The following is a 24,753-nucleotide window of genomic DNA, read 5'->3' as shown; positions in this document are numbered from 1 at the left end:
GGTGAGGTGGGGATCGTCAGACTCCCATGCCACGGGACCGGCACGCCATGGAACGGCCCGGGCTCAGACGGCGAAGGAGCTGCCGCAGCCGCAGGTCTGGGAGGCGTTGGGATTGGTGAAGTTGAAGCCGCCGCCGATCAGGGCCGAGGAGAAGTCCAGCTGCATGCCGTAGATGTACAGCAGGCTCTTGGGATCGCTCACCACCCGGAAGCTGGGGGCGCCGGCGGGTTCGTAGGTGTAGGTCTCGTCGTCGGGAAGGATCTCCGAACCGTCGATGAAATCCATGGTGTAGCTCATGCCGCTGCAGCCGCCGGAGCGCACGCCCACCCTCAGCACCTTCTCGCCGCCCTGGGAGGCCATCAGGGTGCCCAGCTGGCGCATGGCCGGCTCGGTGATCAGGATGCCCTTGCCGTCCACACCGGTGTGGGTGACGGCCACCTCGGCTGGCATGGTCGCTGCCGGGCTGGAGGCGGGGGTCTGGGTGGAGCTGCTCATCGTGCGCTGGGGGGTCGGATGGGGGGAATCGGGCCGCCGGACGACGCGGTGAACGACCACTCTATGGAGATCCCTCCCCGGTGGGTAGGCTCCGGTCCATAGAGTCAGGACCTTCACGGGAATCCAAGGGTGCGGGTCGCCATCGTGGGTGCGGGTCTGGCCGGTCTGAGCGCGGCCGTCGATCTGGTCGATGCCGGCCACACGGTCGATCTGTATGAAGCCCGCCCCTTCATGGGGGGCAAGGTGGGCAGCTGGGAGGACCCGGACGGCAACCACATCGAGATGGGGCTGCACGTCTTCTTCTTCAACTACGCCAACCTCTTCGCCCTGATGCGCAAGGTGGGGGCCATCGACAACCTCCTTCCCAAGGAGCACTGGCACCTGTTCGTCAACAGCGGCGGCGACCTGCGGGCCCTGGATTTCCGCTTTCCCGTCGGGGCCCCCTTCAACGGCCTCAAGGCCTTCTTCACCACCCCCCAGCTCGACTGGATCGACAAGCTGCGCAATGCCCTCGCCCTGGGCACGAGCCCGATCGTCCGGGGGCTGGTCGATTACGAGGGGGCGATGAAGGTGATCCGTTCGCTTGATGCCATCAGCTTCCAGCAGTGGTTCCTCAGCCATGGGGGCAGCCCCCGCAGCATTCAGAGGATGTGGAACCCGATCGCCTACGCCCTCGGCTTCATCGACTGCGAGGCCATCTCGGCCCGCTGCATGCTCACCATCTTCATGATGTTCGCCTCCCGGACGGAGGCCTCCAAGCTCAACCTGCTCAAGGGATCCCCCCACCGCTGGCTGACGGGTCCGATCCTTGACTACATCCAGGCCCGTGGCGGCCGCCTGCACCTGCGCCACCGGGTCAGCGAGGTGCGCCACGAGGAGCGCAACGGCCAGACCGTCGTCACCTCCCTGGTGCTGGGCACCCCGGACGGGGAGAAGCGGGTGGAGGCCGACGCCTACCTGGCCGCCTGTGATGTGCCGGGAGCCCAGCGGCTGCTGCCCCAGGCCTGGCGCCGTTTCCCCGAGTTCGCCGCCATCGACCGGCTCGAGACGGTGCCGGTGGCCACCGTGCAGCTGCGTTACGACGGCTGGGTGACCGAACTGGGTGACGGCGCCGGCCCCGCCGCCCGCCGGTCCGACCTTGGCCGCCCGGCGGGCCTCGACAATCTCCTGTACACGGCCGATGCCGACTTCAGCTGCTTCGCCGACCTGGCCCTGACCAGCCCGGCCGACTACCGGCGCGAGGGCCTGGGTTCTCTGCTGCAGTGCGTGCTCACCCCCGGTGATCCCTGGATCCCCAAGAAGACGGAGGAGATCGTCGCCCACACCGACCGGCAGGTGCGCGAGCTGTTCCCCTCCGCCGCCGGCCTGCAGCTCGTCTGGAGCAACGTGGTGAAACTGGCCCAGTCCCTCTACCGGGAAGCCCCCGGGATGGAGCCGTTCCGCCCCGACCAGCGCACCCCCGTGGCCAACTTCTTCCTGGCCGGCAGCTACACCCGCCAGGACTACATCGACTCGATGGAAGGGGCCACCATGAGCGGAAGGCTGGCCGCCGCCGCCATCCTGGATCAGCCGGTGGCGCTGGCCACCTGCGCCGCGGTGGCCTAGGAGCACAACCATGGGCAAATGGCTCGAGCACAGCGTCACCACCGAGATCCAGGCCCCGGTGGCCCGGGTCTGGGAGGTGTGGAGCGATCTGGAGGCGATGCCCCGCTGGATGCGCTGGATCGAATCGGTCGTCACCCTCGACGACCCGGACCTGACCGACTGGACCCTGGCGGCCCAGGGGTTCCGCTTCCACTGGAAGGCCCGGATCACCGAACGGGTCGACTGCCAGCGGCTGCACTGGGAATCCGTAGGCGGCCTGCCCACCAAGGGGGCCGTCCGCTTCTATCCCCTCGGGCCCGATCTCACGGCGGTCAAGCTCACGGTGAGCTATGAACTGCCCGGCGCGCTTGCACCCCTGATGGAACCCACCATCATGGGTGGCATCGTCACCAAAGAGCTGCAGGCCAACCTTGACCGATTTCGCGACCTGGTGGAGAAGGGCTGACCGGCGCCTCAACGGGCGCCTCGGCATCGGTGTGGTCGCCGGGCTGATGCTGACCGGATGCGGGGCGTCCCCCACGGTGGAAGCCCCACCGGCGCCAGCGCCCCCGCCCCCGGCCGCTCCCACGCCCTCCTCCGGGGCCGTACCCGAGGGCCTCACCCCCCTGCCCACCTCCCAGCAGGTGGTGAGCGCCTTCCGCATGGGTCGCCAGGATCCCTTCGGATCGCTGGTACCGGAGCTGGTTCCCGGAGCGGTGACCGCTGCCGCTTCCGCCCAGGCCGCCGCCACGCCACCGCCCTTCCTCAAGGACTTCCGCGTCACCGGCGTGATCAACAGCGGTGGCCAGAGCGAAGCGGTGGTGACCTACCGGCAGCTCAGCGGCAGCCTGCGCCCCGGCGACCGGGGTGGCCGCAACACCGATCTGCTGCCCTCCGGCTGGAGTGTGGCCTCCGTCGATGTCGCGAACGGCAGCATGATCCTGCAGAGCGGCAGTCGCCGGGTCAAGGTCGAGCTCTGAGGGACCGGCTGCAGGCGTCCACCAGGCCCTCCAGGTCGTGGGGATCCGCCTCTGCGTCCACCCGCCCGAGCCGCTCCAGGCAGCGGCGGCTGGTCTGGGGGCCGATCGAGATCACCTGCACCCCTTCCAGCCGCGCGAGCCAGGTCTCCCCGAAGCTCTCGGCCAGCAGCCGGGCGGTGTGGTCCACCGTCTTGCCGCTGCTGAAGGTGATGGCATCGAGCCCGCGCCGCTCCAGGGCCTGCAGGGCCCCACTGGGGAGTCCGGCCGGACAGCGGGTCTCGTAGGCGGCCACCTCCACCACCCGGGCGCCCGCCTCGGCGAAGGCTTCCGCGAGCAGCGTGCGCCCGCCGCTCTGCACCCGCGGCAGCAGCAGCCGCTGCCCCCAGCCCGATACCGGGAAGTGTTCGATCAGGCTGTCGGCCACAAAGGCCGGCGGGACGAAATCGGCGGGGGCCCCCAGGGCCTCCAGGGTCTCGGCGGTCTTGCGCCCCACCGCCGCCAGCCGCACCCCCCGGGGCCGTCCGGACAGGCTGCTCCCCCGGCGGACCAGCCGCTGCTCCACGGCGTCCACCCCGTTGGCGCTCGAGAAGATGATCCAGTGGAACTGGTCCAGTTCCGCCAGGGCATCGTCGAGGGGTCCCCAGAGATCGGGGGGGCCGATCACCAGGGCGGGCAGGTCGATGACGCTGGCTCCGGCCTGCTCGAACAGCTGGCGGGCCGCGCCCAGCTGGGTTTCGGCCCGGGTCACGGCCACCGTGCGGCCCGCCAGTGGCGGCGTTGCGGCCATCAGGCGTCCAGCCGGACGAGGGCGCCGGCCCGGTGGGCCAGCTCCCGGGCCTGCTGCGGTTCCCCCTGGGCCTCCAGCAGGGCGATCGCCCGCCGGAACCCGTCTCGGGCGCCAGGAATGTCGCCGGCCAGCAGCAGGGCGGCCGCCAGGTTGCGCTGGGCGTCGGCGTGCTCCGGGGACAGGCTCAGGGCCCGCCGGTAGGCGTCGATGGCCTCCAGCAGGCGGCCCCGCTGGCGCTCGATCAGGCCCAGGTTGAACCAGGCCAGAGGCAGTTCCGGGCAGAGGTCCGTCACCGCCGCCGTCAGGGCCGCCGCCTCCTCCAGATCTCCCTGGCGCAGCAGCAGGGCCCCGAGGTTGAGCCGGGCCCCCAGGCTGAGCCGCCCATCCAGGGGCAGGGCCAGGGCCTGGCGATAGAGCGCGATGGCTGCGCCGGGCTCGTCGGGGGCGCGGGCGATGGCGAGGTGGAGCAGCAGTTCGTAGCGCTCGGCGAGGGCGTCGGCCCCGGCACGGGCCAGGCCCTCCTCAAGCAGGGCGAGGCCCCGGCGGCGCTGCCCCTGGCTCACCTCCAGGGCCCCCAGCTTGGCGCAGGCGTAGGGATCCCCCGGCCGGGCGGCCAGCTCCGCCTCCATGGCCGCGCGCAGGCGGGCGGCCTTGTCGCGCCCGGCCACCAGCTCGGGGCGGTAGCCCTCGTGCACCAGGGCCGGCTCCGGGCAGGTCAGCACCTGCCAGTCGGGCTCCTGCCCCAGCAGGGTGGCCACGCTGTCATCGACCATGGCGTGGTAGCGGCGGCTCCAGCAGATCGCCGGATGGCGGCGGAACAGGCGGCTGACGCTGGAATAGGGCGACTGGGCGGCCCCCACCTCCTGGCGCAGCAGGTTGACCAGCAGCGCCCGGGGCTGCTCCATCAGGGCCCGCAGCGGCGCGCGGGCTTCCGGCCGCAGCCATTCATCCGCATCCAGCACCAGCACCCAGTCGCCCGTCACCAGATCCAGGGCATGGTTGCGGGCGGGGGCGAAGTCCCCCGGCCAGTCCAGGTGGTGCACGCTGGCGCCGCAGGCGGCGGCGATCTCAGGGGTGCCGTCGTCGGAGCCGGTGTCCACCACCACCATCTCGTCGACGAAGCCGGCCACCGAAGCCAGGCAGCGCTCCAGGCGCTCGGCCTCGTTGCGCACGATCATCGACAGGCTCAGCATCGGACGCTGCGGGCAGGACGGTCGTGCCAGGAGGCTAGGTGGCGGCGGGTGCTCAGTCGGTGAAGTCCACCGCGGTGGCGGCGCTGGCGGCGGTGCTGGCGTCGTCGTCGGGGGTGGCGCTCTCCTGGGGTCCGAAGCCGAGGCGGCCCAGCAGTTCGCCCTGGGCCAGGGCCATCTGGCCCGGCGACCAGGCGGCCGGCACCTGGGGATCGAGAAGGGCGGCCAGGGCCTCCCAGGCATAGGGGCTGCCGTAGACGGCCAGGCCCGCCAGCCGGCCGGCGGCCTGGAGCTGGCGGATCACCGCCGGCCAGGGATCCGGGCCGTCGGCCCGGCCGCGGAACGGGTTGCCGCGCACGAACAGCTGCAGCAGCACCGGCCCCTCGCCCAGCCGCTCCACGGCCAGGGGGGCCTCCCCGTCCCCGCTCCAGGGGGAAGGGCCCTGGCCGTCCATCAGGCGGGTCCGCAGTCCGGCGGCGGCCGGCAGGGCCAGGGCCGGGGCGCCCGCCGGCAGGAAGGGGCAGGCCAGGCTGTTGTCGAGGCGGATCAGGTTCACCCCGGGGCCGCCGGGCACCGGGCCCCGCCCCCGCGACACCAGGCTGCGCCGCACGAGCTCCAGGGCCAGGGCCCGGTCGGCGGGGGCGGGGCCGTTGCTGAGGCCGCCCAGGGGCGCAGGGGCGGTGCCGCCGTCGTCGACGGGGCAGCGCTCCAGGGCCCGGCGGCGTCGCCGCTGGCTGGCCTGCAGTTGCTCCAGGCCCAGCCTGCCGCTGGCCACAGCCGCCACGATGGCGTCGATCGCCCCGTCGGCATCCCCCGGCATCAGCACCAGGTCGGCCCCCGCCTCCAGGGCCAGCACCGCGGCCTCCGAGGGGCCGTAGCGGCCGGCAATCGCCTCCATCACCAGGGCGTCGGTGACGATCAGCCCCTCGAAACCGAGCTCCTGGCGCAGCAGCCCGGTGAGCACCGCCCGCGACAGGGTGGCCGGATGGTCGCGGTCGAAGGCCGGCAGCAGCAGGTGGGCGGTCATCACCGCGGCCACCTCCGCCGCGATGGCCTCCCGGAAGGGCGGCAGCTCCACCGCCTCCAGGCGCTCGCGGCCGTGGGGGATCAGGGGCAGCTCCAGGTGGGAGTCGCTGGCGGTGTCGCCGTGGCCAGGGAAGTGCTTGGCGCAGGCGAGCACGCCTTCGGCCTGGACGCCGCGGCAGAAGGCGGCCGCCAGGGCTCCGGCCGTGGCCGGGTCCTCACCCCAGGCCCGCACGTTGATCACCGGGTTGGCCGGGTTGTTGTTGACATCGCAGACCGGGGCCAGCACCCAGTTGAGCCCCAGCTGGCGGGCCTCCCGGCCGGTGCAGGCCCCGTAGCGCCGGGCCAGATCCACGGCCAGGGCAGGATCCTCGGCATGGATCCGGGCCAGGGCCATGGGCGGCACCAGCCAGCTGGCCCCCTCGAAGCGCTGGCCCACCCCCTCCTCCACGTCGGCGCAGAGCAGCAGCGGGTCGCCGGCCCAGGCCTCCAGCTGGCGGGTACGCAGCCGCAGTTCGGCGGCGCTGCCCCCCAGCAGGATCACCCCGCCCACCCCGCGCTGCAGCAGGCGCCGCAGGCTGGCGTTGTCCAGCTCCCAGCGGGGATAGCGCCGCTGGCCATCGGCCGGGTGGCCGCTGCAGCGCACCACCAGCAGTTCGGCGGCCAGCCGATCCAGGGCCTGGGGCGCGAGGGCGGCCTGGGGCGAATCGGGGAGCACAGCCATGGGCGGAATCAGCTGTCGCTGTCGGTGTCAGCCGGCGGATCCGCTTCGCCCGCTTCCGCCAGCGGCTCCTCCCGCCCGCGCCGCTCCGTTTCGAGGCGCTGCAGCAGTCCCAGCACCGTGTTGCCCTTCTCCAGACCCCGGTCGAGGACGAACACCACCTCCGGGGTGCGGCGCATCTTGAGGCGCCGGCCCAGCTCCCCCTTCACATAGGCGGATGCCGCCTGCAGGCCGGCCATCGCCACCTCGCGATCCTCGGCGCTGCCGAAGATGCTCACGAAGATCCGGCAGTGCTGCAGGTCGCCGGCCACCTCCACGTTGGTGACGCTGACCATGCCGTGGTGGACCCGTTCGTCCTTGATGCCGCTCATCAGCAGCTCGCTCACTTCGCGGCGGATCAGGGCCGCCACCCGTTCCACCCGTCGGCTCTGGGCCATGACTACGACAGCGGTGCCGACTGCACCATGGCACGCAGCACCAGGGTGAGGCTGACCAGTCCGCTGATCAGGGCGCCCACCAGGGCCACCGCCGTGACGGGGTTGCTGCGGCGCCGGGCCAGCGGCTCGAACACCGAGTTGAACACCCCCAGGCTGAAGGCGATCAGATAGCGCGGATAGCGCGTCACATTGACGAAGAAGTCCTTCATGGCCTCGGCGACGGTCCTGCTCGGATGCTGGCTACTCTGCCGCCCGGGGCCACGCCCAGCCGGCCCGGAGGGTCCATGGAGCTGCATCAGTTCAGACATTCCGCCTTCTGCGAGAAGGTGCGGCTGCTCCTGGCCCGCAAGGGACTCGAGGCCACCATCGTCGAGGTGACCCCCGGCCTGGGGCAGCTGGAGCTGTTCCGTCTCTCCGGGCAGCGGCAGGTGCCGGTGCTGGTGGATGGGGGCGAGGTGATCGCCGATTCCACGGCCATCGCCCTGCATCTGGAGGCCACCCACCCGGAGCCGCCCCTGCTGCCGGCCGATCCGGTCGCCCGCGCCAGGGTGCTGCTGCTGGAGGACTGGGCCGACACCGCCCTGGCCCGGGGCGCCCGTCTGGCCCTGCTCCAGGCCGCCGCCACCGATCCGGTGCTGCGCGCCGCCCTGCTGCCCGAAGCCACCCCCGCGCCCCTGCGGGATCTGGTGGGGGCTCTGCCCGGCGGCCTGATCGGCTCCGCCACCGAGGCGATGCGTGACCTGCTCGGGCCCTGTGAGGTGCGGCAGCTGCACCGCAGCCTCGAGCAGCTCGCCCTGCTGGTCAGCGAGCGCCCCTACCTGGAGGGGGATGGCCTCACCCTGGCCGACATCGCCGTGGCGGCCCAGCTTTATCTGCTGAAGTTCCCTGCCTGCGCCGGCGCCCCCCTGGCGGGTCGCGGGGTGGAGGGCATCGCCGACAACCCCGTGCTGGAGCCCCTGTTCGCCTGGCGCGACCGGGTGCACGCCGCGGTGGGTCGGGGCTGAGGATCCCCGCCGGGGCAGGCCCTCCACCCGTCAGGATGGGGGCCGCCGTTGTTCTGGCCGTGTCCGATCCGCTGCTGCGGGAGCTCGACCATTACGTGGTGCTGGAGCCCGGCAAGGGCGAAAGCATCCTCAGCGCCGCCGAAACCCTTGATTGGCTGGCCGGCCACCTGACGGCCCTGGCCGAGCCCCCGGCCGATCTGGCCGACCTGGCCGACCCCGAGGCCCGGGCCGGCCGGTTGCTCGACACCGCCTGCGAACTGGAGCTGGCGCCGGGCTGCGCGATCCAGTGGTTCGCCGTGCGGCTGGAGCCGCCGTCCTGAACGCTCCGGCGTCCCTCAGTTGAGCGAGGGGCGGGCCTGCCCGTCGGCGTCCTGCAGCCGGACGGGGTCGGCCGGAGCCGGGGTGGGGTCGCGCAGCACCGAGGGCAGGGCCTCCAGCACCTGCAGGGCCACCGCGGCGGGCTGGCCCTGCTGGACCACCGTCAGGTCGGCCTGGGCGTAGAGGGGCCGACGCTCGTGCAGCAGCGCCTCAAGCCGGGCGGCGGGATCGGGCGTGTCCAGCAGGGGCCTGGGCGTGGGGTCGGCGGCCAGACGGCGCAGCAGCTCCTGTGCGGGGGCGTCGAGCCACACCACCACCCCCTGGCGCATGTGCCCCCAGTTCTCCGGCCGGGTCACAGCCCCGCCGCCGGTGGCCACCACCAGGGAATGCCAGCTGGCGATGCCGTTGAGCACGGCGGTCTCCAGGGCACGGAAGCCGTCCTCTCCGTCGCTGGCGAAGATCTCGGCGATCGGCCGGCCGGCCACCTCCGCCAGGGCGGTGTCGGCATCGATGAAGCGATAGCCGAGGGCCTCGGCCAGGGGGCGTCCCACGGCGCTCTTGCCGGCCCCCATCATCCCCACCAGGTAGATGTTCAGGCCATCGAGACGGCGGGCCAGGTCCCGGTGAGAGGGGCGGGGCGGGGCGTCATCGGCTGGGGCCATGGGTTCGCGGTCGGCGGCGGTCCGGACCCCGTTTCTAGGATGGGCGTCCCCTGGGCCTCGGCGATGACCGCAACCCGGTTGACCGCCCCTCCTGCGGCACCCTCCCCCACCGGCGCCGCCCACGGGCGTGGCCGCCCCTGCGTAATCACCCGCCGGGCGACCTTCAGTGCCAGCCACCTCTACCGGCTGCCGGAACTCGACGACGCCGAGAACACCCGGCGCTTCGGCCGCTGCAGCCTGGCCCCGGGCCACGGCCACAACTATGAGCTCACCGTGGCGATGGGCGGCCCGCTCGACGCTGACGGGATGGTGCTCAACCTCTCCGACGTCAAGCACGCCATCCGGCGGGAGGTGACCGAGCCGCTCGACTTCCGTTTCCTCAACGAGGTCTGGCCCGAGTTCGACCTCTCCCGCCCCGACGGCCGGCTGCCCACCACCGAAGCCCTGCTGCTGGCCATCCGCGACCGGCTGGCCCCCCATCTGCCGCTGGTGGCCCTGCGGCTCCACGAACAAACCAACCTCTGGGCCGACGTGCTCTGCGGTTCCACCATCGATCCCATGGAAGCCTTCCTCTCCATCCGCACCCATTTCGCCGCGGCCCATCGCCTGGCCCGCCCCGAGCTCAGCCAGAGCGAGAACGAGGCGATCTACGGCAAGTGCGCCCGCCCCCATGGCCACGGCCACAACTATCTGCTCGACGTCACCGTGCGGGGACCCATCGATGGGCGCACCGGCATGGTCTGCGACCTGGCCGCGCTGCAGCAGCTGGTGGCCGACCTGGTGGTGGAGCCCTTCGACCACACCTTCCTCAACAAGGACGTGGAGCACTTCGCCGGCTGCGTTCCCACCGCCGAGAACATCGCCCTCCACATCGCCGACCTGCTCAGCGCCCCGATCGCCGCCACCGGGGCCCGGCTGCACAAGGTGCGCCTGCAGGAGAGCCCCAACAATGCCGCCGAGGTGTTCGCCGAGACGCCCCAGCTGGAGATGGTCCCGGCGGCCCTCGAAGCCCTCGCGGCCGTTTGAGTCCAGCGGCGGCGGATCCCCGACCGAGCGGCCTCCGGCCCGAGCTGCGGCTTGTTCTGGCGGTGAGCCTCGATGGTCGCCTGGCGCCGGCCGAGGGGGGGGCGGCCCAGCTGGGGGGCGCCGCTGATCGGCTGGTGCTGGAGGAGGCCCTGGCCTGGGCCGATGCCGTCCTGGTGGGCGCCGAGACCCTGCGGCGCCACGGCAGCACCTGCCTGATCCACAGCCCTGCTCTGCTTGCGGCCCGCCGCTCAGAGGGCCGCGGTGCCCAGCCGATCGCCATCGCGGTCAGCCGCAGCGGCCGGCTGCCCGCCGCCCTGCCCTTCTTTCGCCAGCCCCTGGGCCGCTGGCTGCTGCAGGCCGCCCCGCTGCCCCCCGCCGCCCCTGCCGAGGGCTTCGATCGTCACCTGCCGCTGGAGAGCTGGCCCGAGGCCCTGGGGGATCTGGCGGCCCTGGGGCAGCGGCGCATCGCCGTGCTGGGGGGGGCCCAGCTGGCGGCGGCCCTGGCGGCCGAGGACCTGCTCGATGAGCTCCAGCTCACCGTCTGCCCCCGCCTGCTGGGGGGGGCCAACGGCTGGCTGCCGGCCGACGCCCGGGTAGCCCCGGCGGCCCGGGCGGGCTGGACGCTGGTGGAGCACCGGGCGCTGCCGGGGGACGAACTGCTGCTGCGCTGGCGCCGCCCCGGGGCTCAGGGTGTGACCTCCTGAAGGCCGTAGCTGCCGAAACGCCTGCCGAGCTCCCGCAGCGGCATGTCCCGCAGGCTGTCGGTGGGCAGGCCGAACATCCTGGCCAGGCAGCGCTTGACCACCTCCTCACTGTCATCGCCGAAGCGGCCGCTCACCATCTCGGTGAGCACCCCCAGGCTGCGGCCGCTGTTGTCGGTCTCCTCGATCAGGCACTTGCTGGTGGGCACCGCCAGCTTGCGACAGGGATCCTGGAGGCTCTTCTCCAGGTCGGCCCGGCCGGCGGAGACCGTCTCCACGCAGACCCGGGTCAGCTGGTTCTCCAGCTGGGGACGCAGCAGCATCAGCACCGGCCGCAGCAGTCCGGCCCTGGCGGGCGCCGCAGACACGACCAGCGCCGTGGCGGCCGTCAGGAGCACCAGGATCCGCAGGGGCTTGGCCATGGCGGTGGAAGGACGCTCGGTCGCAGGGAATCAACCGTTAGTTTTGCGCCTGCCCCCTCCCCCCTGCGTTGCCAGCGGCCATGGCCGAGCTGCAAGTCCGCTGGCATCAGGCCACACAGGAGATCCCGGAAGACCAGTGGCAGGCCCTGGTGGGGGGCACCGGAGAGGCCGCAGCCGCGGCGGTGACCGATGCGGTGGATCGCCCCTTCTATGGCTGGCGCTGGCTGCACCACCTGGAGGCCAGCGGCAGCATCGTGCCCCGCCAGGGCTGGCAGGCCTGCCACCTGGGGCTCTGGCGCCAGGGGAGGCTGGTGGCCCTGGCCCCGCTGTACCTGAAGGGCCACAGCTACGGGGAGTTCGTCTTCGACCAGTCCTTCGCCCAGCTCGCCGGTCAGCTGGGCCTGCGCTACTACCCCAAGCTCGTCGGCATGAGCCCGGTGAGCCCGGTGCAGGGCTACCGCTTCCATGTGGCCCCCGGCGAGGACGCGGCGGCCCTCACCCAGCGGATGCTGGCCGAGATCGACGTCTTCTGCCGGCGCCAGGGGATCCTCAGCTGCAACTTCCTCTATGTGGATCCGGCCTGGCAGCCCCTGGCGGAGGCCGCCGGCTGCGCCCTGTGGATCAACCAGCAGAGCGAATGGCGCAACCCGGGCCATGCCGACTTCGAGGCCTATCTGGCCAGCTTCAATGCCAACCAGCGCCGCAACATCCGCCGCGAACGGCGCTCCGTGGAGGCGGCGGGGCTGACGGTCACGCCCCTGGCGGGGGAGGAGATCCCGCCGCGGCTGCTGGAGCGGATGCACCGGTTCTACGAGCAGCACTGCAGCCGCTGGGGGCCCTGGGGCAGCAAGTACCTCACCGAGTCCTTCTTCCAGGCGGCCGCCACCGACCTGCGCCAGCACCTGGTGCTGTTCAGCGCCCATCGGGGCGAGCCGATGGAGCCGCTGGCGATGTCGCTGTGCGTGCACGATGCCACCGGCCTCTGGGGCCGCTACTGGGGCAGCGACATCGAGCTCGACAACCTGCACTTCGAGGTCTGCTACTACGCCCCGATCGCCTGGGCGATCGAGCGCGGCCTGGAGAGCTTCGATCCCGGTGCCGGCGGCAGCCACAAGCGGCGCCGGGGCTTCGTGGCCCAGCCCCGGGCCAGCCTGCACCGCTGGTACGACCCCCGCTTCGACGCCATCCTGCGGGACTGGCTGCCGGGTGCCAACCGGGAGATGCACGCGGCAATCGCGGCGATGAACGCGGAGCTTCCCTTCACCGCTTCCTACGATCCTCCCCATGCACCGCGACCCGAACCCCCGTCAGAGCCTGGATGAGGCTCTCTCCCAGCGCTTCATCAGCCTCGATGCAGCGGGCTACTTCCTGATCAAGGTGGATGCCGCCGCCGGCGAGCTGATCGCCGAGCACTACGCCAACGGCATCGATGAACGGGGACTGGCCACCGACCCCGACACCGGAGAGGTGCTCAGCTGCCGGGGCGGCGACCCGCGGGCACCCCGGGCCGTGTACCGGGGCCGCAGCGCCAAGGAACTCGGCATCGCCCTGACCGAGGGAGACGGCCCCCATCCCCTGTCGCGGCTCGACCATGCCCTCTACCTGGGCCGGGAGCTCCAGAAGGCGGAGCACTGTCTTGTGGCGTGCCTGCCCTACGTGCAGGACTAGCCCCAGCCCGCCCAGGGTCCGATTCAGCCGGCGGCGACGGGACGGCAGCGGCCGTCCATCATCAAGGCCCCGCGCCCGCCCCCTTTCTGCATGGCGTTTTCCTGAAAGGTGAGGGTGCGGCGGTCGATCGTGGTGTGGTGCTCCACGTCGTGGTGCTGGTCGGGATGCACCACCATCGGGGGCTTCAGCGACGCGATGCCCGGAAGCTGCTGGCTGGTCGGGGCATGGCCCATGGCCACTTCATCGCCGTCGTTATCGGAGAGGTGGAAGTTGTTGGCTTCCTTCTCCAGAAAGGTGATCCGGTCGCGGGAGGTCTTCACCGGCAGGGTCTGGCCATCGGCGAAGCGCACCCGATCGTCCCCCCGCCCCACATCGACGCGGAAGTCGATCTGGCCGGTGGGGTCGTCCCGGTGGCGGCAGATCATAGACTGGGGGCCCAAGGGATCCCAGCGGCTCAGGGCCAGGCCCAGCAGCCCGCATCCAGCGACGATCGCCAGCGCCGAGGTGCGGGTGAAACGGCGTTTCGGTTCGGAGGTCTTCTGCATCACTGCGTCACCGATGCAGTGACTGGACCGTACTCCCGTCGCCGGTCAGGGCTGGAGCTCTAGGCGGGCTGGAGCTCCCGGGTGGTTTCGCGCGATCCCTCGGGCGGTTCCGGGGGCAGGGCGGCGAGCTGCTCCTGGATCTCGCGGGTCACCACGCCCCGGTATTCCTGGAAGTGCTCGTTGTGGGCGAGGGTCACCAGGAACTGCTCCAGGTTGTTGGGGTTGCGACGGGCGATGGTGAACAGGGAAGCCCAGAAGCGACCGCGGGTGTCGCGCTTCAGTCCCTGACGCCAGATCACGATCAGCAGGGCGCGGACATCGGTCCAGCTGGGCAGGCTGGCCTTGCCGAAGGCCGCCGCCGGCACGTACTGCTGCCAGCGGGGCTGGCCCATCTTCAGGTAGTAGTGCTTGACCCGGTCGATGTAGGCGTTCGGCTCGTAGAGGCGGCAGAAGGCATCGACGTACTCGTTGGCGATCTGGCGGATCGGCCGGGTGGGTACGAAGTTGAGCAGGTTGGTCTGGTTGACGCCTTTGGCGTCGGTTTTCTCCTGGACCAGCCGGCCTTCCTTCTCGAGGCGATGCCAGAGGCCGGTGTTGGGCAGGGCCTGCAGCATGCCCATCATCGCGGCGGGGATGCCGGTGCGGCTGACGAATTCGACGATGCGATCGCCGGCACCCTGCTTCTCGCCGTCGAAACCGATGATGAAGCCGGCCATGACCCGGATGCCGTAGGAGGTGATCCGGTCCACCGATTCCTCCAGGGAGCTGCGGGTGTTCTGCAGCTTGCGGGCCGTTTCGAGGCTGGCCTCGTCGGGGGTCTCGATGCCGAGGAAGACGCTGTCGAAGCGGGCCTCGGCCATCATCAGCATCATCTCGTCATCGGAGGCGAGGTCCACCGAGGCCTCGGTGGCGAAGCTGAAGGGGTAGCCGTGGGCGATCTGCCAGCGCTTGATTTCCGGCAGCAGCAGCTTGGCGTTGCGCTTGTTGCCGATGAAGTTGTCGTCGACCAGGAAGATCGAGCGGCGCCAGCCCAGGTCGTAGAGGTACTGGAGCTCCGCCACCAGCTGCTCGGGGGTCTTGGTGCGGGGTTTGCGCCCGTAGAGCACGATGATGTCGCAGAACTCGCACTGGAACGGGCAGCCGCGGGAGAACTGCACCGACATCGAGTCGTAGGCCTCCAGCTCGAGCAGATCGAAGCGGGGGATGGGGGTGCCGGTGACGTCGGGCTTCTCCCCTTCGGCACTGAAACGCCCCTGACGTTCGCCGCGCTCGATCGCCTCGATGAACATCGGCAGGGTGATCTCCCCTTCGTCGAGCACCTTGAAATCGGCCAGCTGCAGCTCAGGCGCGTCCGGGGTGGAGCTGGCGAACGGTCCGCCCACCGCCACCGGCAGGCCCCGCTGCTTGGCCTTGGCGATCTGGGCGGCCATGTCGGCCTTCTGGACGATCATCCCGGAGATCACCACCAGCTCCGCCCAGTTCCACTCGGCTTCGGTCACCTCGCGGACGTTGCGGTCGACCAGCTTCATCTCCCAGGTCTGGGGCAGCAGGGCCGCCACGGTGACCATCCCGAGGGGCGGAAGGAGAACCTTGCGGTTGACCAGCTCGAGAATCTTCTCGTAGCTCCAGAACGTCTTCGGGAATTCGGGATAGATGAAGAGGGTGCGCATGCTGCAGGTGCTTGGTGGATGGTCCGGTGGGGATGGTCCGTGGGCGATAGCGCGGCTGCGGCAGGGGTTCAGGCGGGTTCCGCTGCGCCGCAACCCTAGGAGGTTTCGGTAATTGTTCGATGGTTCTACCCCCTCCTCGCCTGGCCTGGGGCCGGAAGGGGGCGGATCCTCTGCTGTAATGATGGCCTTCCTCGCAGCAGCGTTCGTGGGTGTGGTGATCTATCTGGCGCTCGTCGGTGGCGGGCTGACCGCCGCCTTCCTGGCCACGGTCGTGCTCAAGGGCATCAGGCTGATCTGAGCCGCAGCGCTCCTTTCCGGCCCAGTTCCAGCACGCCCACCACCAGCCCCACGCCGCCGAGCAGGGCGAAGGTGGCAGACAGCCCAACGGTCATCGCCAGGGCGGCGGCCACCAGGCCGCTCACGCCACCGCCCCCCAGAAAGGCGATCTGCCCCAGACCGGCCATGCGGCCGCGCAGGGCCATCGGCGCCCCCACCTGCAGAATCAGGTTCGATCCGGCCAGCAGGCCGGCGGTGCCGGCCCCCAGCAGCAGCGCCATCGCCAGGGCGACAGGCCCCCCGGACACGGCGGCCATCCCCAGCTGGGCCAGGGCCACCGCCACGGCGCAGCCCCCCAGCAGCAGCGCCGGTCGCTCACTCAGGGCGCGGCTGTTGCGCTGCAGCACCAGCCCGCCGGCGATGCTGCCGGCCGCCAGCACGCTGGTGAACAGGCCGAGGGCCTGCGGGGAAGGCCCGATCACCTCGGCGGCGATCAGGGGCGCCAGGCCCGGATGGAAGAAGCCCACCAGGCAGGCCACGGTGGTGAAGCGCAGCACGTGGCGCAGCGTCGGCCCGCAGCCCTGCCAGGCGGCCCCGAGGCTGGCCCCCGCGCCTCCGGCGCTGCGCTGCTCCAAGTCCCGGTGGGGACGCAGCAGCCAGACCACAGTGGCGATCGGCAGCAGGTAGGAGGCCGCATCGATCGCCAGGGCCATCGCGGGCCCGGAAAGGGCCACCAGCCAGCCCCCCAGGGGAGGGCCCACCAGCTTGCCGACGTTGAACACCACCGAGAAGCTGGCCAGATACGGGGCCACCTGCTCCGGCCGTTCCACCAGCAGCGAGCAGTACTTGCTGCGGGCCGTCAGCTCGAAGGAACTGGAGACGCCCACCACCAGCGTGCTCAGCAACAGCAACACCACCTGCCCCACCCCCTGAAGCAGGGGAATGGCGAGGGCCCCCAGGGCCGCCCCGCCGAACAGGCCCCACTGGGAGCGGATCAGCACCGTCTCGCAGCCCAGCCGATCCGTGAGCACCCCGGCCCGGCCGCTGACCACCAGGCTCGGCAGGGCGAGGGCGGCGAAATGCAGGGCGAGCAGCAGCGGATTGCCGGTGCCGGCCATCAGGATCCAGCCCTTGGCCGTCAGTCCGGCAAAGGAACCGGTGGTGCTCAGGCCGGAGGCGACCAGGAAGAGGGGGCGCTGGTGCCGCTGCAGCCAGCCGCCTCCGCTGCCGGGACTCAAGCCCGGCTCCGTGTCGCCGCCAGGGCTTCGCTCACCATCGCGCCAGCGCCGACCACCTCGCCGCGCAGGTCATAGGTGTCGGCGGCGGTGATTCGCACCGGCACCATCGTGCCCGGAGCGGCGCACAGCCCGCCCTCGCCGGGGCTGACGTGCACCTCCCCGTCCACGTCAGGGGCGAAGCGGGCGCAGCGGCCCAGCATCTCGCCGCTGGTGGGGTTCTCCTGTTCGATCAGCACGTCCACGATCCGGCCCACCCAGGCGGCGTTGCGCTCGGCGGCGATCGGCTGCTGCAGGGCCATCAGCCGGTCCCGCCGCTCGCTGGCGACCTCGGCGGGCACGGGATCCGGCAGATCGGCGGCGGCGGTGCCGTCCTCCGGGGAGAAGGTGAACACGCCCACATGGTCGAAGCGCTGCTCGGCCACGAAGGCCAGCAGATGCTCGAAGTGCTCCTCCGTCTCCCCGGGGAAGCCGACGATGAAGGTGGTGCGCAGCACGGCGTCGGGCAGCTGGTCGCGGATGCGCTGCAGCAGGGCGCCGTTGACCCCGGTCTGCCAGGGACGGTTCATGGCCCGCAGCACCTCCGGATGGCTGTGCTGCAGGGGGAGATCCAGGTAGGGCAGCACGTTGGGCACGTCCCGGTAGGCGGCCAGGACGGGTTCGGTGAGGCCGGTGGGGTAGGCGTAGTGGACCCGGATCCAGGGGATCTCCACCTCCCCCAGGGCCCGCAGCAGGTCGTCGAGGCGGGGCCTGCCGTACAGATCCAGCCCGTAGTTGGTGGTGATCTGGCTGATCAGGATCAGCTCCTTCACCCCCTGCTCGGCCAGCAGGCGGGCCTCCGCCACGATCGACTCGATCGGGCGGGAGCGCTGGTCGCCCCGCAGCCGGGGAATGATGCAGAAGGCGCAGCGGTAGTCGCAGCCTTCGGCCACCTTCAGGTAGGCCACCGCCTCGGACGTGGTGCGGTAGCGCGGCAGGTGCTCGTCCCCCACGAAGGTGGGAACCTGGCTCACCCGGTTGACCCGCTCCCCGGCCTCCACCCGCTCCAGCACCTCGACGATGTGCTGGTAATCGCCGGTGCCGACGATGGCCTTGGCCTCCGGCAGGGAGTCCAGGAGTTCCTGCTGGAAATGCTGGGCCAGGCAGCCGGCGATGATCAGTTCCTTGCCCTGTTCAGCCAGTTCCACCAGGGTGCGGACCGATTCGGCGCGGGCGTCCTGGATGAAGCTGCAGGTGTTGACCACCACCACCCGTGCCTCGCTCTCGTCGGCGCTGACCCCGTAGCCCGCCTCGGCCAGCAGGCCGAGCATGTGCTCGGTGTCCACCCGGTTCTTCTCGCAACCCAGATGGGTGAAGGCCACGGTGGGCCGTTCTCGGCCGGGCTGGGGGGGCATGGTGCTGCGGGAGGGAGGGGGGGACGGGCCTGCGGCCCGCTGGGGGCCGGGCGACAAACGCCGATCTCCACCCTATGCAAGCCCCTGCGGCTGCGAGAATCGCACCGTGATCCGTTGGTCCCCGTGACTTCCACCCGCCTCGCCAGTCGCCTCACGAGTCGCCGTCGCCCCGAGCCGGGTCGCCGCTGGGCGCGGGTGGTGATGGCCGTGCTGGCCACCATCGGCGTGATCGACACCGGATCGATCACCCTGAACCGCTGGGGCGTGATCGGCGCCCTCTCCTGCCCTGGAGGGGCGGAGGGCTGCGACAAGGTCCTCAACAGCCCCTGGGGGAGCGTCTTCGGCCAGCCCCTGTCCCTGTTCGGCTTCCTGGCCTATGGCGCGGTGCTGGTGATGGCGGTGCTGCCGCTGCTGCTGAAGGGTGAGGCCCGCACCACCATCAACGGGCTCAGCTGGTGGGGTCTGTTCCTGCTCAGCGCCGGCATGGCGGTCTTCAGCCTGGTGCTGGTGGGGGTGATGGCCTTCCAGATCAAGGCGTTCTGCACCTTCTGCCTGATGTCGGCCGCGATCAGCCTGACGCTGTTCGTGCTCAGCCTGATCGACGGGGAGTGGGAGGACACCGGTGCCCTGCTCTTCCGTGGCGTGCTCACGGTGCTGGCCGTCGGCCTGATCGGCCTCGGCTGGGCCACCTCCCTGAACCGGCCCGAGTCGGCCACGGGCCCGGGCATGCCGATTCCGGTCACCTCGGCCAGCACGCCGGCCACCATCGCCCTCGCCGACCACCTCACCGCCACCGGCGCGGTGATGTATTCGGCCTACTGGTGCCCCCACTGCCACGACCAGAAGCAGCTCTTCGGCAAGGAGGCCAGCGCCAAGCTCAAGATCATCGAATGCGCCCCCGACGGTCGCAACAGCCAGGCCGCCCTCTGCGCCAGCAAGAACATTCAGGGCTTCCCCACCTGGGAGATCAAGGGCCAGCTCGATTCCGGCCAGAAGACCCTCGCCCAGCTCGCCGCCCTGAGCGGCTACAAGGGCTCGATCGCCAACTGAGCCGCCCTCACGCCTGAACCTGCCGCTTCACTCCTGCCCCACCGGGGTGGTGAAGGGTGAGCGGCCCCGCAGCTGCACCGTGTGGCGCCGCCAGAACGGCTGGGGCGCAGGACAATCGGTGCGGTGATGGCCGCCCCTGCTCTCGACCCGGAAGGCGGCGGCCTCCATCAGCAGCTCCGCCAGCACCAGCCGCTGGCGCAGGTCCTGCAGCAGCAGCAGGCGGCGGCCCTGCTCCGGCGTCAGCGTCAGTTCCTGGTCGTGGGGCAGATCATGGGCGCGGCGCAGCAGGGGGGAGCGCTCATGGCCCGAGCGCTCGCTGCGCACCTGCCGCAGGGCGCCGATGAGATCGACGCCGCGGCGCTCCACGCCGGCCACCTGCCAGCAGAGGCGGCGCAGGTCGGCGATCGCGGCGAGCAGGGTGGCCTCATCGGGGCCCGAGCGCGCTTCGGCCTCGCTCAGGGCCGGGGGGGACTCGCAGGGGGCTTCGAGGGGTGTGGGGGGAAGGGGCTGGGGCTGCAGATGGCGCAGCCGGCGGGCGAAGACCAGGCATTCCATCAGCGAGTTGCTGGCCAGCCGGTTGGCCCCGTGCACCCCGGTGCTGGCCACCTCCCCCACCGCGTACAGGCCCCCCAGGCTGGTGGCCGCCTCCAGGTCGGTGCCGATGCCCCCCATCCAGTAGTGGGCGGCCGGGGCCACCGGAATCGGGGCGTCGCCGGGGGCCAGCCCCAGCTCCCGGCAGCGGCGCAGGATCGTCGGGAACTGGCGTTCCAGCCGTTCGCGACCCACCGGCCGCAGGTCGAGCCACAGGTGGGTGACCCCCTGCTCGGCCATGCAGCGGGCCAGGGCCCGGCTCACCTGGTCCCGCGGCGCCAGATCGCCCCCCTCCAGGCGGGCCACCGGCGAGCGGCCGGCGTCGTCGAAGAGCCGGGCCCCCTCGCCGCGCACCGCCTCGCTGATCAGGAAGTGGGGGGCGTCCGGCAGCATCAGCGCCGTGGGGTGGAACTGGACGAACTCCAGATCCCGCACCCGGGCGCCGGCGCTCCAGGCCATGGCGACGCCGTCGCCGCTGGCCTGGGCCGGGTTGGTGGTGTGGGCGAACAGATGGCCGCCGCCGCCGCTGGCCAGCACCACCGCACCGGCCCTCAGCCAGCGGAGCCGCTGGCCTTCGAGCACCTGCAGGCCAAGGCACTGGCCGTTCTCCACCCACAGCTGCAGGGCGGGGATGCCCTTGCGCTGCTCCAGGCCAGGCCGGCGCTGCACCTCCCGCTCCAGGGCATCCACCAGGGCTCCCCCGGTGCGGTCCTGGGCGTGGAGCACGCGGCGGTGGCTGTGGGCCGCTTCCAGGGTGGTGCTCAGGCCCTGGGGGGTGCGATCGAAGTCCATGCCCAGCTGCACGAGGCGCTCGACGCAGGCCGGCGCCTCCCGCACCAGCACCTCGACCGCGGCCGGATCGCAGAGCCCGGCGCCCGCCTTGAGGGTGTCGGCGATGTGGCTGGCGAAGCTGTCGTCGGCTCCGGTCACCGCGGCGATGCCCCCCTGGGCCCAGCGGCTGGCCGACGGGGGGGAACTGGATTTGCTCAGAAGCAGCACGCGCAGCTGCGGGGGCAATTCCAGGCAGGTCATCAGGCCCGCGGCACCACTGCCGACCACCACCACGTCCCAGTGGGGTGCCATGCGCGGATCCGGCTCATCCAAGCGGCTGGTTCACCCCTTTGCACCGTGCCTTGTGCAGCCGAGCCTATGGGACGGACGGTGGCGGGCCCGCGGCCACAAAAAAACCGCCGTGGTGACGGCGGTTCGGGAGGGCTGGTGGTGGCCCGGCTGGGGGCTCAGCGGTAGACGCCGTCGTTGATGCGATCGAAGCCTTCGTTCAGGGCGATCGCCGGGGGGGTGACGGTGAAGTTGCCCTTGTACTTGTTGAACAGCTCCTTCTGGCGATCGGTCAGATCGAGGGACAGCACATCGTCGACGCTGTCGTAGGGACCACCCAGGACGATCTTGCCGGCCAGGGTCGGGTACATGCCGGGGTACTGCTGGAACCTGCGCACCGAGGCGTTGTTGAGATCCACCTTGCCGACGCTCTCGGCGAGCTTGTCGTCGATCTCGTTGCGGCGCTCCGCGGCGAGGGCGGCACCGGGCAGAAGCAGGGTCACGAGCAGACCGGCCAGGACCACACCACTCATCAACCAGGCAAGCAGCCGCTTCATCACGACACTCCTTAGGGGGATAGAACCAGGGGACCCTGGCAGGGACTGGGCAGTGATCCGCAGATCACCCCAGCAACGTTACAGAAGGCCCCCGGGTCTCCCTGCAGAGGCGGGCGCGCTTTTGCAGTTCTTCAGATCAGGCCGCTCAGCTGGGGGGCCAGCAGGGCCGCCCCGAGGAACAGGCCATCGACGGCCAGGGTGGTGCCCACGGCCGCGGCGGCCACCCGCCAGGGCCCACCCAGCGACCAGAGGCGGCGGCAGAGGACCAGCAGCAGGCCCGCCGCCAGAGCGATCAGGGCCAGGGGCCAGGGCTGGAGCACCTGCAGGGCAGCGCCCTGGAGCAGGAGGGGAGCTTCGGTGAGGGGGGCGTTCAGCACCCGGGGCCAGAGGTCCATGAGGCCGGCGGCCGCCATCACCCCATCGGTGCTGGCGGTGCCCAGCAGGGAGCCGAGGTAGAAGGCGCCCGCCAGGCGCCAGCGGCCGCCGAGGCCCGCCGCCGCCAGGGGCAGGGCGAAGGCCTCAATCGGCAGATGCATCACCGGATGGAGCCGGAACCAGCCCCAGAAGAGGCAGCCCCCCAGCCAGCAGCCGCAGAAGCCCACCAGCAGCACACCCAGCTGCTGCCACGGGCCTTGGCCCCGGCGCTCCAGCAGCAGGGCGAAGGCCATCAGGGGGATGGTGAACAGGGTCGCCGCCATCGGCGCGGCGCGCACCCAGGGGGCCTGCAGGAACACCGGCACGGTCACCAGCAGGACCGCCGCCAGGGGCAGCACGGCCGCGGTCGGGACGGTGCCGAGCCGCAGGCCCGGGAGGGCCTCGGAACGGGCGGAAAGGGTGGGTGGAACCCCGAGCACCTGGTTGTGAAGAAAGTTGTGCAACCTTAAGGGGGTAGGGGGGTGCTTCCGTGACCCGTCCGGCCATAGGGTCAGCCGCAGTATCGGCTCCCCCCATGCCGCTGGTCGCCACGGCCGCCGCCCTGCCCCTGGTCGAGGCCTGCTGGCACGCCTTCGTTCTGGGGGTCGTGCAGGGGCTGACGGAATTCCTGCCGATCAGCAGCACGGCCCACCTCAAGGTGGTCCCGGTGCTCCTGGGCTGGGGCGATCCCGGGGTGGCCTTCACAGCCGTGATCCAGCTCGGCAGCATCGCCGCGGTGCTCGGTTACTTCCGCAAGGATCTGGCCGAGGTGAGCGCCGGGGTGGCCCGGGCCTTCCGCCATGGCCAGTGGAACGACCCGCCGGCCCGGCTGGGGGTGGCCATCGCCCTGGGCACCGTGCCCATTCTGCTGGCGGGTCTGGCGATCAAGGTGCTGCTGCCCGGCTACGAGACCTCCCCCCTGCGCAGCCTCACCTCGATCGCCATCGTCTCGATCGTGATGGCCCTGCTGCTGGCGGTGGCGGAACTGGTGGGCCGCCGCCGCCGCCTGCTCGAAGCGGTCACCCCCCGGGACGGCCTGCTGGTGGGGCTGGCCCAGGCCCTCGCCCTGATTCCCGGGGTGTCCCGCTCGGGCAGCACCCTGACGGCGTCCCTCTTTGATGGCTGGCAGCGTTCCGACGCGGCCCGCTTCTCCTTCCTGCTGGGCATTCCCGCCATCACCCTGGCGGGGCTGGTGGAGCTCAAGGCCGCCTTCGGCTCGGATGAAACCGGTGGCGTGATCCCGATGCTGGTGGGCATCGCGGCGGCGGCGGTGGTCTCCTGGCTGGCGATCGCCTGGCTGCTGCGCTTCCTGCAGCAGAACAGCACCTGGATCTTCGTCGGCTACCGGCTGCTGTTCGGCCTGGTGATCCTGCTGGGCTTCCGGGGGCTGGAGGGGGTCACCCCCTGAAGGGGCGGGACCGCCACACTGGAGCCAACGTCCCTCGCCCCGCCGTCACCTCCCGTGTGGAAGGAGCCCTCCTCTGCCCTCGCCGGGCCCACCGCCCTCGCCGGGCCCGTCACCCAGCCCCGGCCTGCCCTTGTGGCGACGGTGGAGCCGGGTTCCATCGCCGAGGAGCTGGGGTTCCAGCCCGGTGACCGCCTGCGCAGCATCAACGGCATCCGGCCGCGGGATCTGATCGACGTCCAGGTGCTGCAGGGGGAGGAGGAGCTGGTGCTGGAGGTGGAGGACCCCGACGGCACCCTCCACGTGGTGGAGCTGGAAAAGGACCTGGATGAAGGGCTGGGGCTGGGCTTCAGCGAGGCCCTGTTCGACGGCCTGCGCCAGTGCAACAACCACTGCCCCTTCTGCTTCATCGACCAGCAGCCGCCGGGGCGCCGCGACAGCCTCTACCTCAAGGACGACGACTACCGGCTCAGCTTTCTCTACGGCTCGTACCTCACCCTCACCAACCTCACGGCGGCCGACTGGAGCCGCATCGAGGAGCAGCGCCTCTCGCCCCTGTTCGTCTCGGTCCATGCCACCGATCCGGAGCTGCGCAGCCGCCTGCTGGTCAACCCACGGGCCGCCCTGCTGCTGGAGCAGCTGGCCTGGTTCGCCGAGCGGCGGCTCCAGATCCACGCCCAGGTGGTGGTGTGTCCGGGGCTGAACGACGGCGAGGCCCTGGAGCGCACCCTCACCGACCTGGCGCGGTTCGCCACCGGACCCTGGCCCGCCGTGCTCTCCACCGCCGTGGTGCCGGTGGGTCTGACGCGCTTCCGTCCGGCCGGCGATGCCCTCAGGCCGGTCGACCGGGAGGGGGCCCTGGAGGTGATCGCCCGGGTCGAGGGACTGCAGCCCGCCTTCCAGGCCAGCACCGGCAGCCGTTTCGCCTGGCTGTCCGATGAGTGGTTCCTGATCGCCGGCCAGCCCCTGCCGCCGCGCGCCAGCTACGAGGATCTGCCCCAGCAGGAGAACGGGGTCGGCAGCATCCGCGCCTTCCTGGAGGACCTGGAGGGGGCCACCCGGGAGCTGCCCGCCAGCATCGCCAGCCCGCGCCGCTGCAGCTGGGTGGTGGGTCGCCTCGTGGCCGAGGCCCTGCAGCCGGTGGTGGAGAGGCTCAACCGGGTCGAGGGGCTGGAGCTGCTCCTCCATGGCCTGCCCAGCCCCTACTGGGGGCAGGAGCAGGTGGTCACCGGGCTGCTCACGGGTTCCGACCTGATCGAGGGCCTGCGCGGCCGTGACCTGGGGGAGGAACTGCTGCTGCCGCGGGTGATGCTGCGGGAGGGGGAGGAGGTGTTTCTGGACGACAGCACCCTCGCCGAGCTGCGTGATCGTCTGCCTGTGCCAGTTCGATTGCTGGGGGGTGCGGACGATCTGGTGGCCGCCTGCCTCGGCACCCCACGGGGAGATGCTTAAGAGGCTGCTGAAATAGTCGTCAATCCGAGGCCCGCCACGCCGTTTTGGTCTGAGCGGGCCATTGTCAGCTCTGGTCGGCAGTCGTTT

28 protein-coding genes are annotated in these 24,753 nt (G+C 71.5%); 13 read left to right on the top strand and 15 right to left on the bottom strand.

Features of this window, described 5'->3' with window-relative positions; genetic code table 11:
- Window positions 1-63: 63 nt before the first annotated feature.
- Window positions 64-495, bottom strand: a complete 432-nt coding sequence (locus KUG39_RS15155; RefSeq protein WP_233134052.1) for a HesB/IscA family protein — start codon at window positions 493-495, stop codon at window positions 64-66.
- A gap of 129 nt (window positions 496-624) precedes the next feature.
- On the opposite strand from KUG39_RS15155, the gene zds reads away from it, so the two are divergent.
- From zds to KUG39_RS15140, 3 genes are read left to right on the top strand one after another with little or no spacing between them, the layout of a single operon-like run.
- Window positions 625-2,100, top strand: coding sequence for a 9,9'-di-cis-zeta-carotene desaturase (gene zds / locus KUG39_RS15150; RefSeq protein WP_094587314.1), 1,476 nt, complete (start codon window positions 625-627; stop codon window positions 2,098-2,100).
- A 10-nt stretch (window positions 2,101-2,110) separates the two neighbouring features.
- Window positions 2,111-2,545, top strand: coding sequence for an SRPBCC family protein (locus KUG39_RS15145; RefSeq protein ID WP_094587313.1), 435 nt, complete (start codon window positions 2,111-2,113; stop codon window positions 2,543-2,545).
- Entirely contained in the window at window positions 2,511-3,059 is a 549-nt protein-coding gene (locus KUG39_RS15140) for a hypothetical protein (protein WP_216916142.1), read from the top strand. The genes KUG39_RS15145 and KUG39_RS15140 overlap by 35 nt, the downstream gene beginning before the upstream one ends.
- Here the strand turns inward: KUG39_RS15140 and KUG39_RS15135 are convergent.
- From KUG39_RS15135 to KUG39_RS15115, 5 genes are read right to left on the bottom strand one after another with little or no spacing between them, the layout of a single operon-like run.
- Window positions 3,043-3,846 carry a uroporphyrinogen-III synthase gene (locus KUG39_RS15135; protein ID WP_216916140.1) on the bottom strand — a complete coding sequence of 268 codons (804 nt, stop codon included), beginning with the start codon at window positions 3,844-3,846 and terminating at the stop codon, window positions 3,043-3,045. The two genes, KUG39_RS15140 and KUG39_RS15135, sit on opposite strands and share 17 nt — an antisense overlap.
- The gene (locus KUG39_RS15130) at window positions 3,846-5,039 is read right to left on the bottom strand and encodes a glycosyltransferase (RefSeq protein WP_216916136.1); all 1,194 of its coding nucleotides are present in this window, start codon (window positions 5,037-5,039) and stop codon (window positions 3,846-3,848) included. The genes KUG39_RS15135 and KUG39_RS15130 overlap by 1 nt, the downstream gene beginning before the upstream one ends.
- Before the next feature lie 52 nt (window positions 5,040-5,091).
- Complete coding sequence (locus KUG39_RS15125) at window positions 5,092-6,783, bottom strand: glycoside hydrolase family 3 N-terminal domain-containing protein (protein WP_216916133.1); 1,692 nt, start codon at window positions 6,781-6,783, stop codon at window positions 5,092-5,094.
- An 8-nt stretch (window positions 6,784-6,791) separates the two neighbouring features.
- Window positions 6,792-7,217 (bottom strand): 30S ribosome-binding factor RbfA, encoded by a 426-nt coding sequence (gene rbfA, locus KUG39_RS15120; protein WP_216916130.1) that lies wholly within the window; start codon window positions 7,215-7,217, stop codon window positions 6,792-6,794.
- 2 nt (window positions 7,218-7,219) lie between these two features.
- The gene (locus tag KUG39_RS15115) at window positions 7,220-7,426 is read right to left on the bottom strand and encodes a DUF751 family protein (protein WP_094587370.1); all 207 of its coding nucleotides are present in this window, start codon (window positions 7,424-7,426) and stop codon (window positions 7,220-7,222) included.
- A gap of 75 nt (window positions 7,427-7,501) precedes the next feature.
- Between KUG39_RS15115 and KUG39_RS15110 the strand changes: the two genes are divergently transcribed.
- Both KUG39_RS15110 and KUG39_RS15105 read left to right on the top strand, forming a co-directional pair.
- Window positions 7,502-8,221, top strand: a complete 720-nt coding sequence (locus tag KUG39_RS15110; RefSeq protein ID WP_216916127.1) for a glutathione S-transferase family protein — start codon at window positions 7,502-7,504, stop codon at window positions 8,219-8,221.
- A 59-nt stretch (window positions 8,222-8,280) separates the two neighbouring features.
- Window positions 8,281-8,541 carry a CRR7 family NDH-1 assembly protein gene (locus KUG39_RS15105; RefSeq protein ID WP_216916150.1) on the top strand — a complete coding sequence of 87 codons (261 nt, stop codon included), beginning with the start codon at window positions 8,281-8,283 and terminating at the stop codon, window positions 8,539-8,541.
- Window positions 8,542-8,556: 15 nt separating this feature from the next.
- Here the strand turns inward: KUG39_RS15105 and KUG39_RS15100 are convergent, their stop codons facing one another.
- Window positions 8,557-9,201 carry a shikimate kinase gene (locus KUG39_RS15100; protein WP_216916125.1) on the bottom strand — a complete coding sequence of 215 codons (645 nt, stop codon included), beginning with the start codon at window positions 9,199-9,201 and terminating at the stop codon, window positions 8,557-8,559.
- 63 nt (window positions 9,202-9,264) lie between these two features.
- Between KUG39_RS15100 and KUG39_RS15095 the strand changes: the two genes are divergently transcribed.
- Both KUG39_RS15095 and KUG39_RS15090 read left to right on the top strand, forming a co-directional pair.
- On the top strand, window positions 9,265-10,227 hold the full coding sequence (locus tag KUG39_RS15095; protein WP_094587367.1) for a 6-carboxytetrahydropterin synthase: 963 nt from the start codon (window positions 9,265-9,267) through the stop codon (window positions 10,225-10,227).
- Window positions 10,224-10,931: a dihydrofolate reductase family protein gene (locus tag KUG39_RS15090; RefSeq protein WP_216916123.1), complete on the top strand. Its 708-nt coding sequence runs from the start codon at window positions 10,224-10,226 to the stop codon at window positions 10,929-10,931. Before KUG39_RS15095 ends, KUG39_RS15090 begins: the two co-directional genes overlap by 4 nt.
- On the opposite strand, the gene KUG39_RS15085 is transcribed toward KUG39_RS15090, so the two are convergent.
- Window positions 10,913-11,350 (bottom strand): hypothetical protein, encoded by a 438-nt coding sequence (locus KUG39_RS15085; protein ID WP_094587365.1) that lies wholly within the window; start codon window positions 11,348-11,350, stop codon window positions 10,913-10,915. The two genes, KUG39_RS15090 and KUG39_RS15085, sit on opposite strands and share 19 nt — an antisense overlap.
- 80 nt (window positions 11,351-11,430) lie before the next feature.
- On the opposite strand from KUG39_RS15085, the gene KUG39_RS15080 reads away from it, so the two are divergent.
- On the top strand, window positions 11,431-12,672 hold the full coding sequence (locus KUG39_RS15080; protein ID WP_216916121.1) for a GNAT family N-acetyltransferase: 1,242 nt from the start codon (window positions 11,431-11,433) through the stop codon (window positions 12,670-12,672).
- Window positions 12,635-13,018, top strand: coding sequence for a DUF4346 domain-containing protein (locus KUG39_RS15075; protein ID WP_216916120.1), 384 nt, complete (start codon window positions 12,635-12,637; stop codon window positions 13,016-13,018). Before KUG39_RS15080 ends, KUG39_RS15075 begins: the two co-directional genes overlap by 38 nt.
- Before the next feature lie 23 nt (window positions 13,019-13,041).
- Here the strand turns inward: KUG39_RS15075 and KUG39_RS15070 are convergent, their stop codons facing one another.
- Window positions 13,042-13,563, bottom strand: coding sequence for a hypothetical protein (locus KUG39_RS15070; protein ID WP_216916118.1), 522 nt, complete (start codon window positions 13,561-13,563; stop codon window positions 13,042-13,044).
- Between the two features lie 59 nt (window positions 13,564-13,622).
- Window positions 13,623-15,233: a B12-binding domain-containing radical SAM protein gene (locus KUG39_RS15065; RefSeq protein ID WP_094587361.1), complete on the bottom strand. Its 1,611-nt coding sequence runs from the start codon at window positions 15,231-15,233 to the stop codon at window positions 13,623-13,625.
- 181 nt (window positions 15,234-15,414) lie between these two features.
- Between KUG39_RS15065 and KUG39_RS17760 the strand changes: the two genes are divergently transcribed.
- A complete protein-coding gene (locus tag KUG39_RS17760; protein WP_502690441.1) occupies window positions 15,415-15,531 on the top strand; it encodes a cytochrome b6-f complex subunit 6 in 117 nt (38 codons plus the stop codon).
- Here KUG39_RS17760 and KUG39_RS15060 read toward each other — a convergent pair.
- Both KUG39_RS15060 and rimO read right to left on the bottom strand, forming a co-directional pair.
- The gene (locus tag KUG39_RS15060; protein ID WP_216916116.1) at window positions 15,518-16,747 is read right to left on the bottom strand and encodes an MFS transporter; all 1,230 of its coding nucleotides are present in this window, start codon (window positions 16,745-16,747) and stop codon (window positions 15,518-15,520) included. The genes KUG39_RS17760 and KUG39_RS15060 overlap by 14 nt on opposite strands.
- On the bottom strand, window positions 16,744-18,138 hold the full coding sequence (rimO, locus tag KUG39_RS15055; protein WP_216916114.1) for a 30S ribosomal protein S12 methylthiotransferase RimO: 1,395 nt from the start codon (window positions 18,136-18,138) through the stop codon (window positions 16,744-16,746). Before rimO ends, KUG39_RS15060 begins: the two co-directional genes overlap by 4 nt.
- A 123-nt stretch (window positions 18,139-18,261) precedes the next feature.
- Here rimO and KUG39_RS15050 point away from each other — a divergent pair, with 123 nt between their 5' ends.
- Window positions 18,262-19,188: a vitamin K epoxide reductase family protein gene (locus tag KUG39_RS15050; protein WP_216916111.1), complete on the top strand. Its 927-nt coding sequence runs from the start codon at window positions 18,262-18,264 to the stop codon at window positions 19,186-19,188.
- Between the two features lie 27 nt (window positions 19,189-19,215).
- Here KUG39_RS15050 and nadB read toward each other — a convergent pair whose 3' ends face one another.
- From nadB to KUG39_RS15035, 3 genes are all read right to left on the bottom strand, one after another.
- Entirely contained in the window at window positions 19,216-20,862 is a 1,647-nt protein-coding gene (gene nadB, locus KUG39_RS15045; protein ID WP_216916109.1) for an L-aspartate oxidase, read from the bottom strand.
- Window positions 20,863-21,017: 155 nt separating this feature from the next.
- Window positions 21,018-21,395, bottom strand: a complete 378-nt coding sequence (gene psbU, locus KUG39_RS15040; RefSeq protein WP_094587356.1) for a photosystem II complex extrinsic protein PsbU — start codon at window positions 21,393-21,395, stop codon at window positions 21,018-21,020.
- A 131-nt stretch (window positions 21,396-21,526) separates the two neighbouring features.
- Window positions 21,527-22,249, bottom strand: a complete 723-nt coding sequence (locus KUG39_RS15035; RefSeq protein WP_353617400.1) for a DUF3120 domain-containing protein — start codon at window positions 22,247-22,249, stop codon at window positions 21,527-21,529.
- A gap of 95 nt (window positions 22,250-22,344) precedes the next feature.
- On the opposite strand from KUG39_RS15035, the gene KUG39_RS15030 reads away from it, so the two are divergent.
- Window positions 22,345-23,217, top strand: coding sequence for an undecaprenyl-diphosphate phosphatase (locus KUG39_RS15030; protein WP_094587354.1), 873 nt, complete (start codon window positions 22,345-22,347; stop codon window positions 23,215-23,217).
- A gap of 54 nt (window positions 23,218-23,271) precedes the next feature.
- Window positions 23,272-24,666 carry a TIGR03279 family radical SAM protein gene (locus tag KUG39_RS15025; protein WP_094587353.1) on the top strand — a complete coding sequence of 465 codons (1,395 nt, stop codon included), beginning with the start codon at window positions 23,272-23,274 and terminating at the stop codon, window positions 24,664-24,666.
- Window positions 24,667-24,753: the final 87 nt, after the last annotated feature.

Origin of the sequence: Synechococcus sp. CCAP 1479/10 (assembly GCF_019038515.1) — a bacterium.
In the GTDB taxonomy this organism is placed as follows: domain Bacteria; phylum Cyanobacteriota; class Cyanobacteriia; order PCC-6307; family Cyanobiaceae; genus Cyanobium.
Note: the sequence above shows the minus strand (reverse complement) of the source record. Positions and strands in the feature narration are given on the sequence as shown.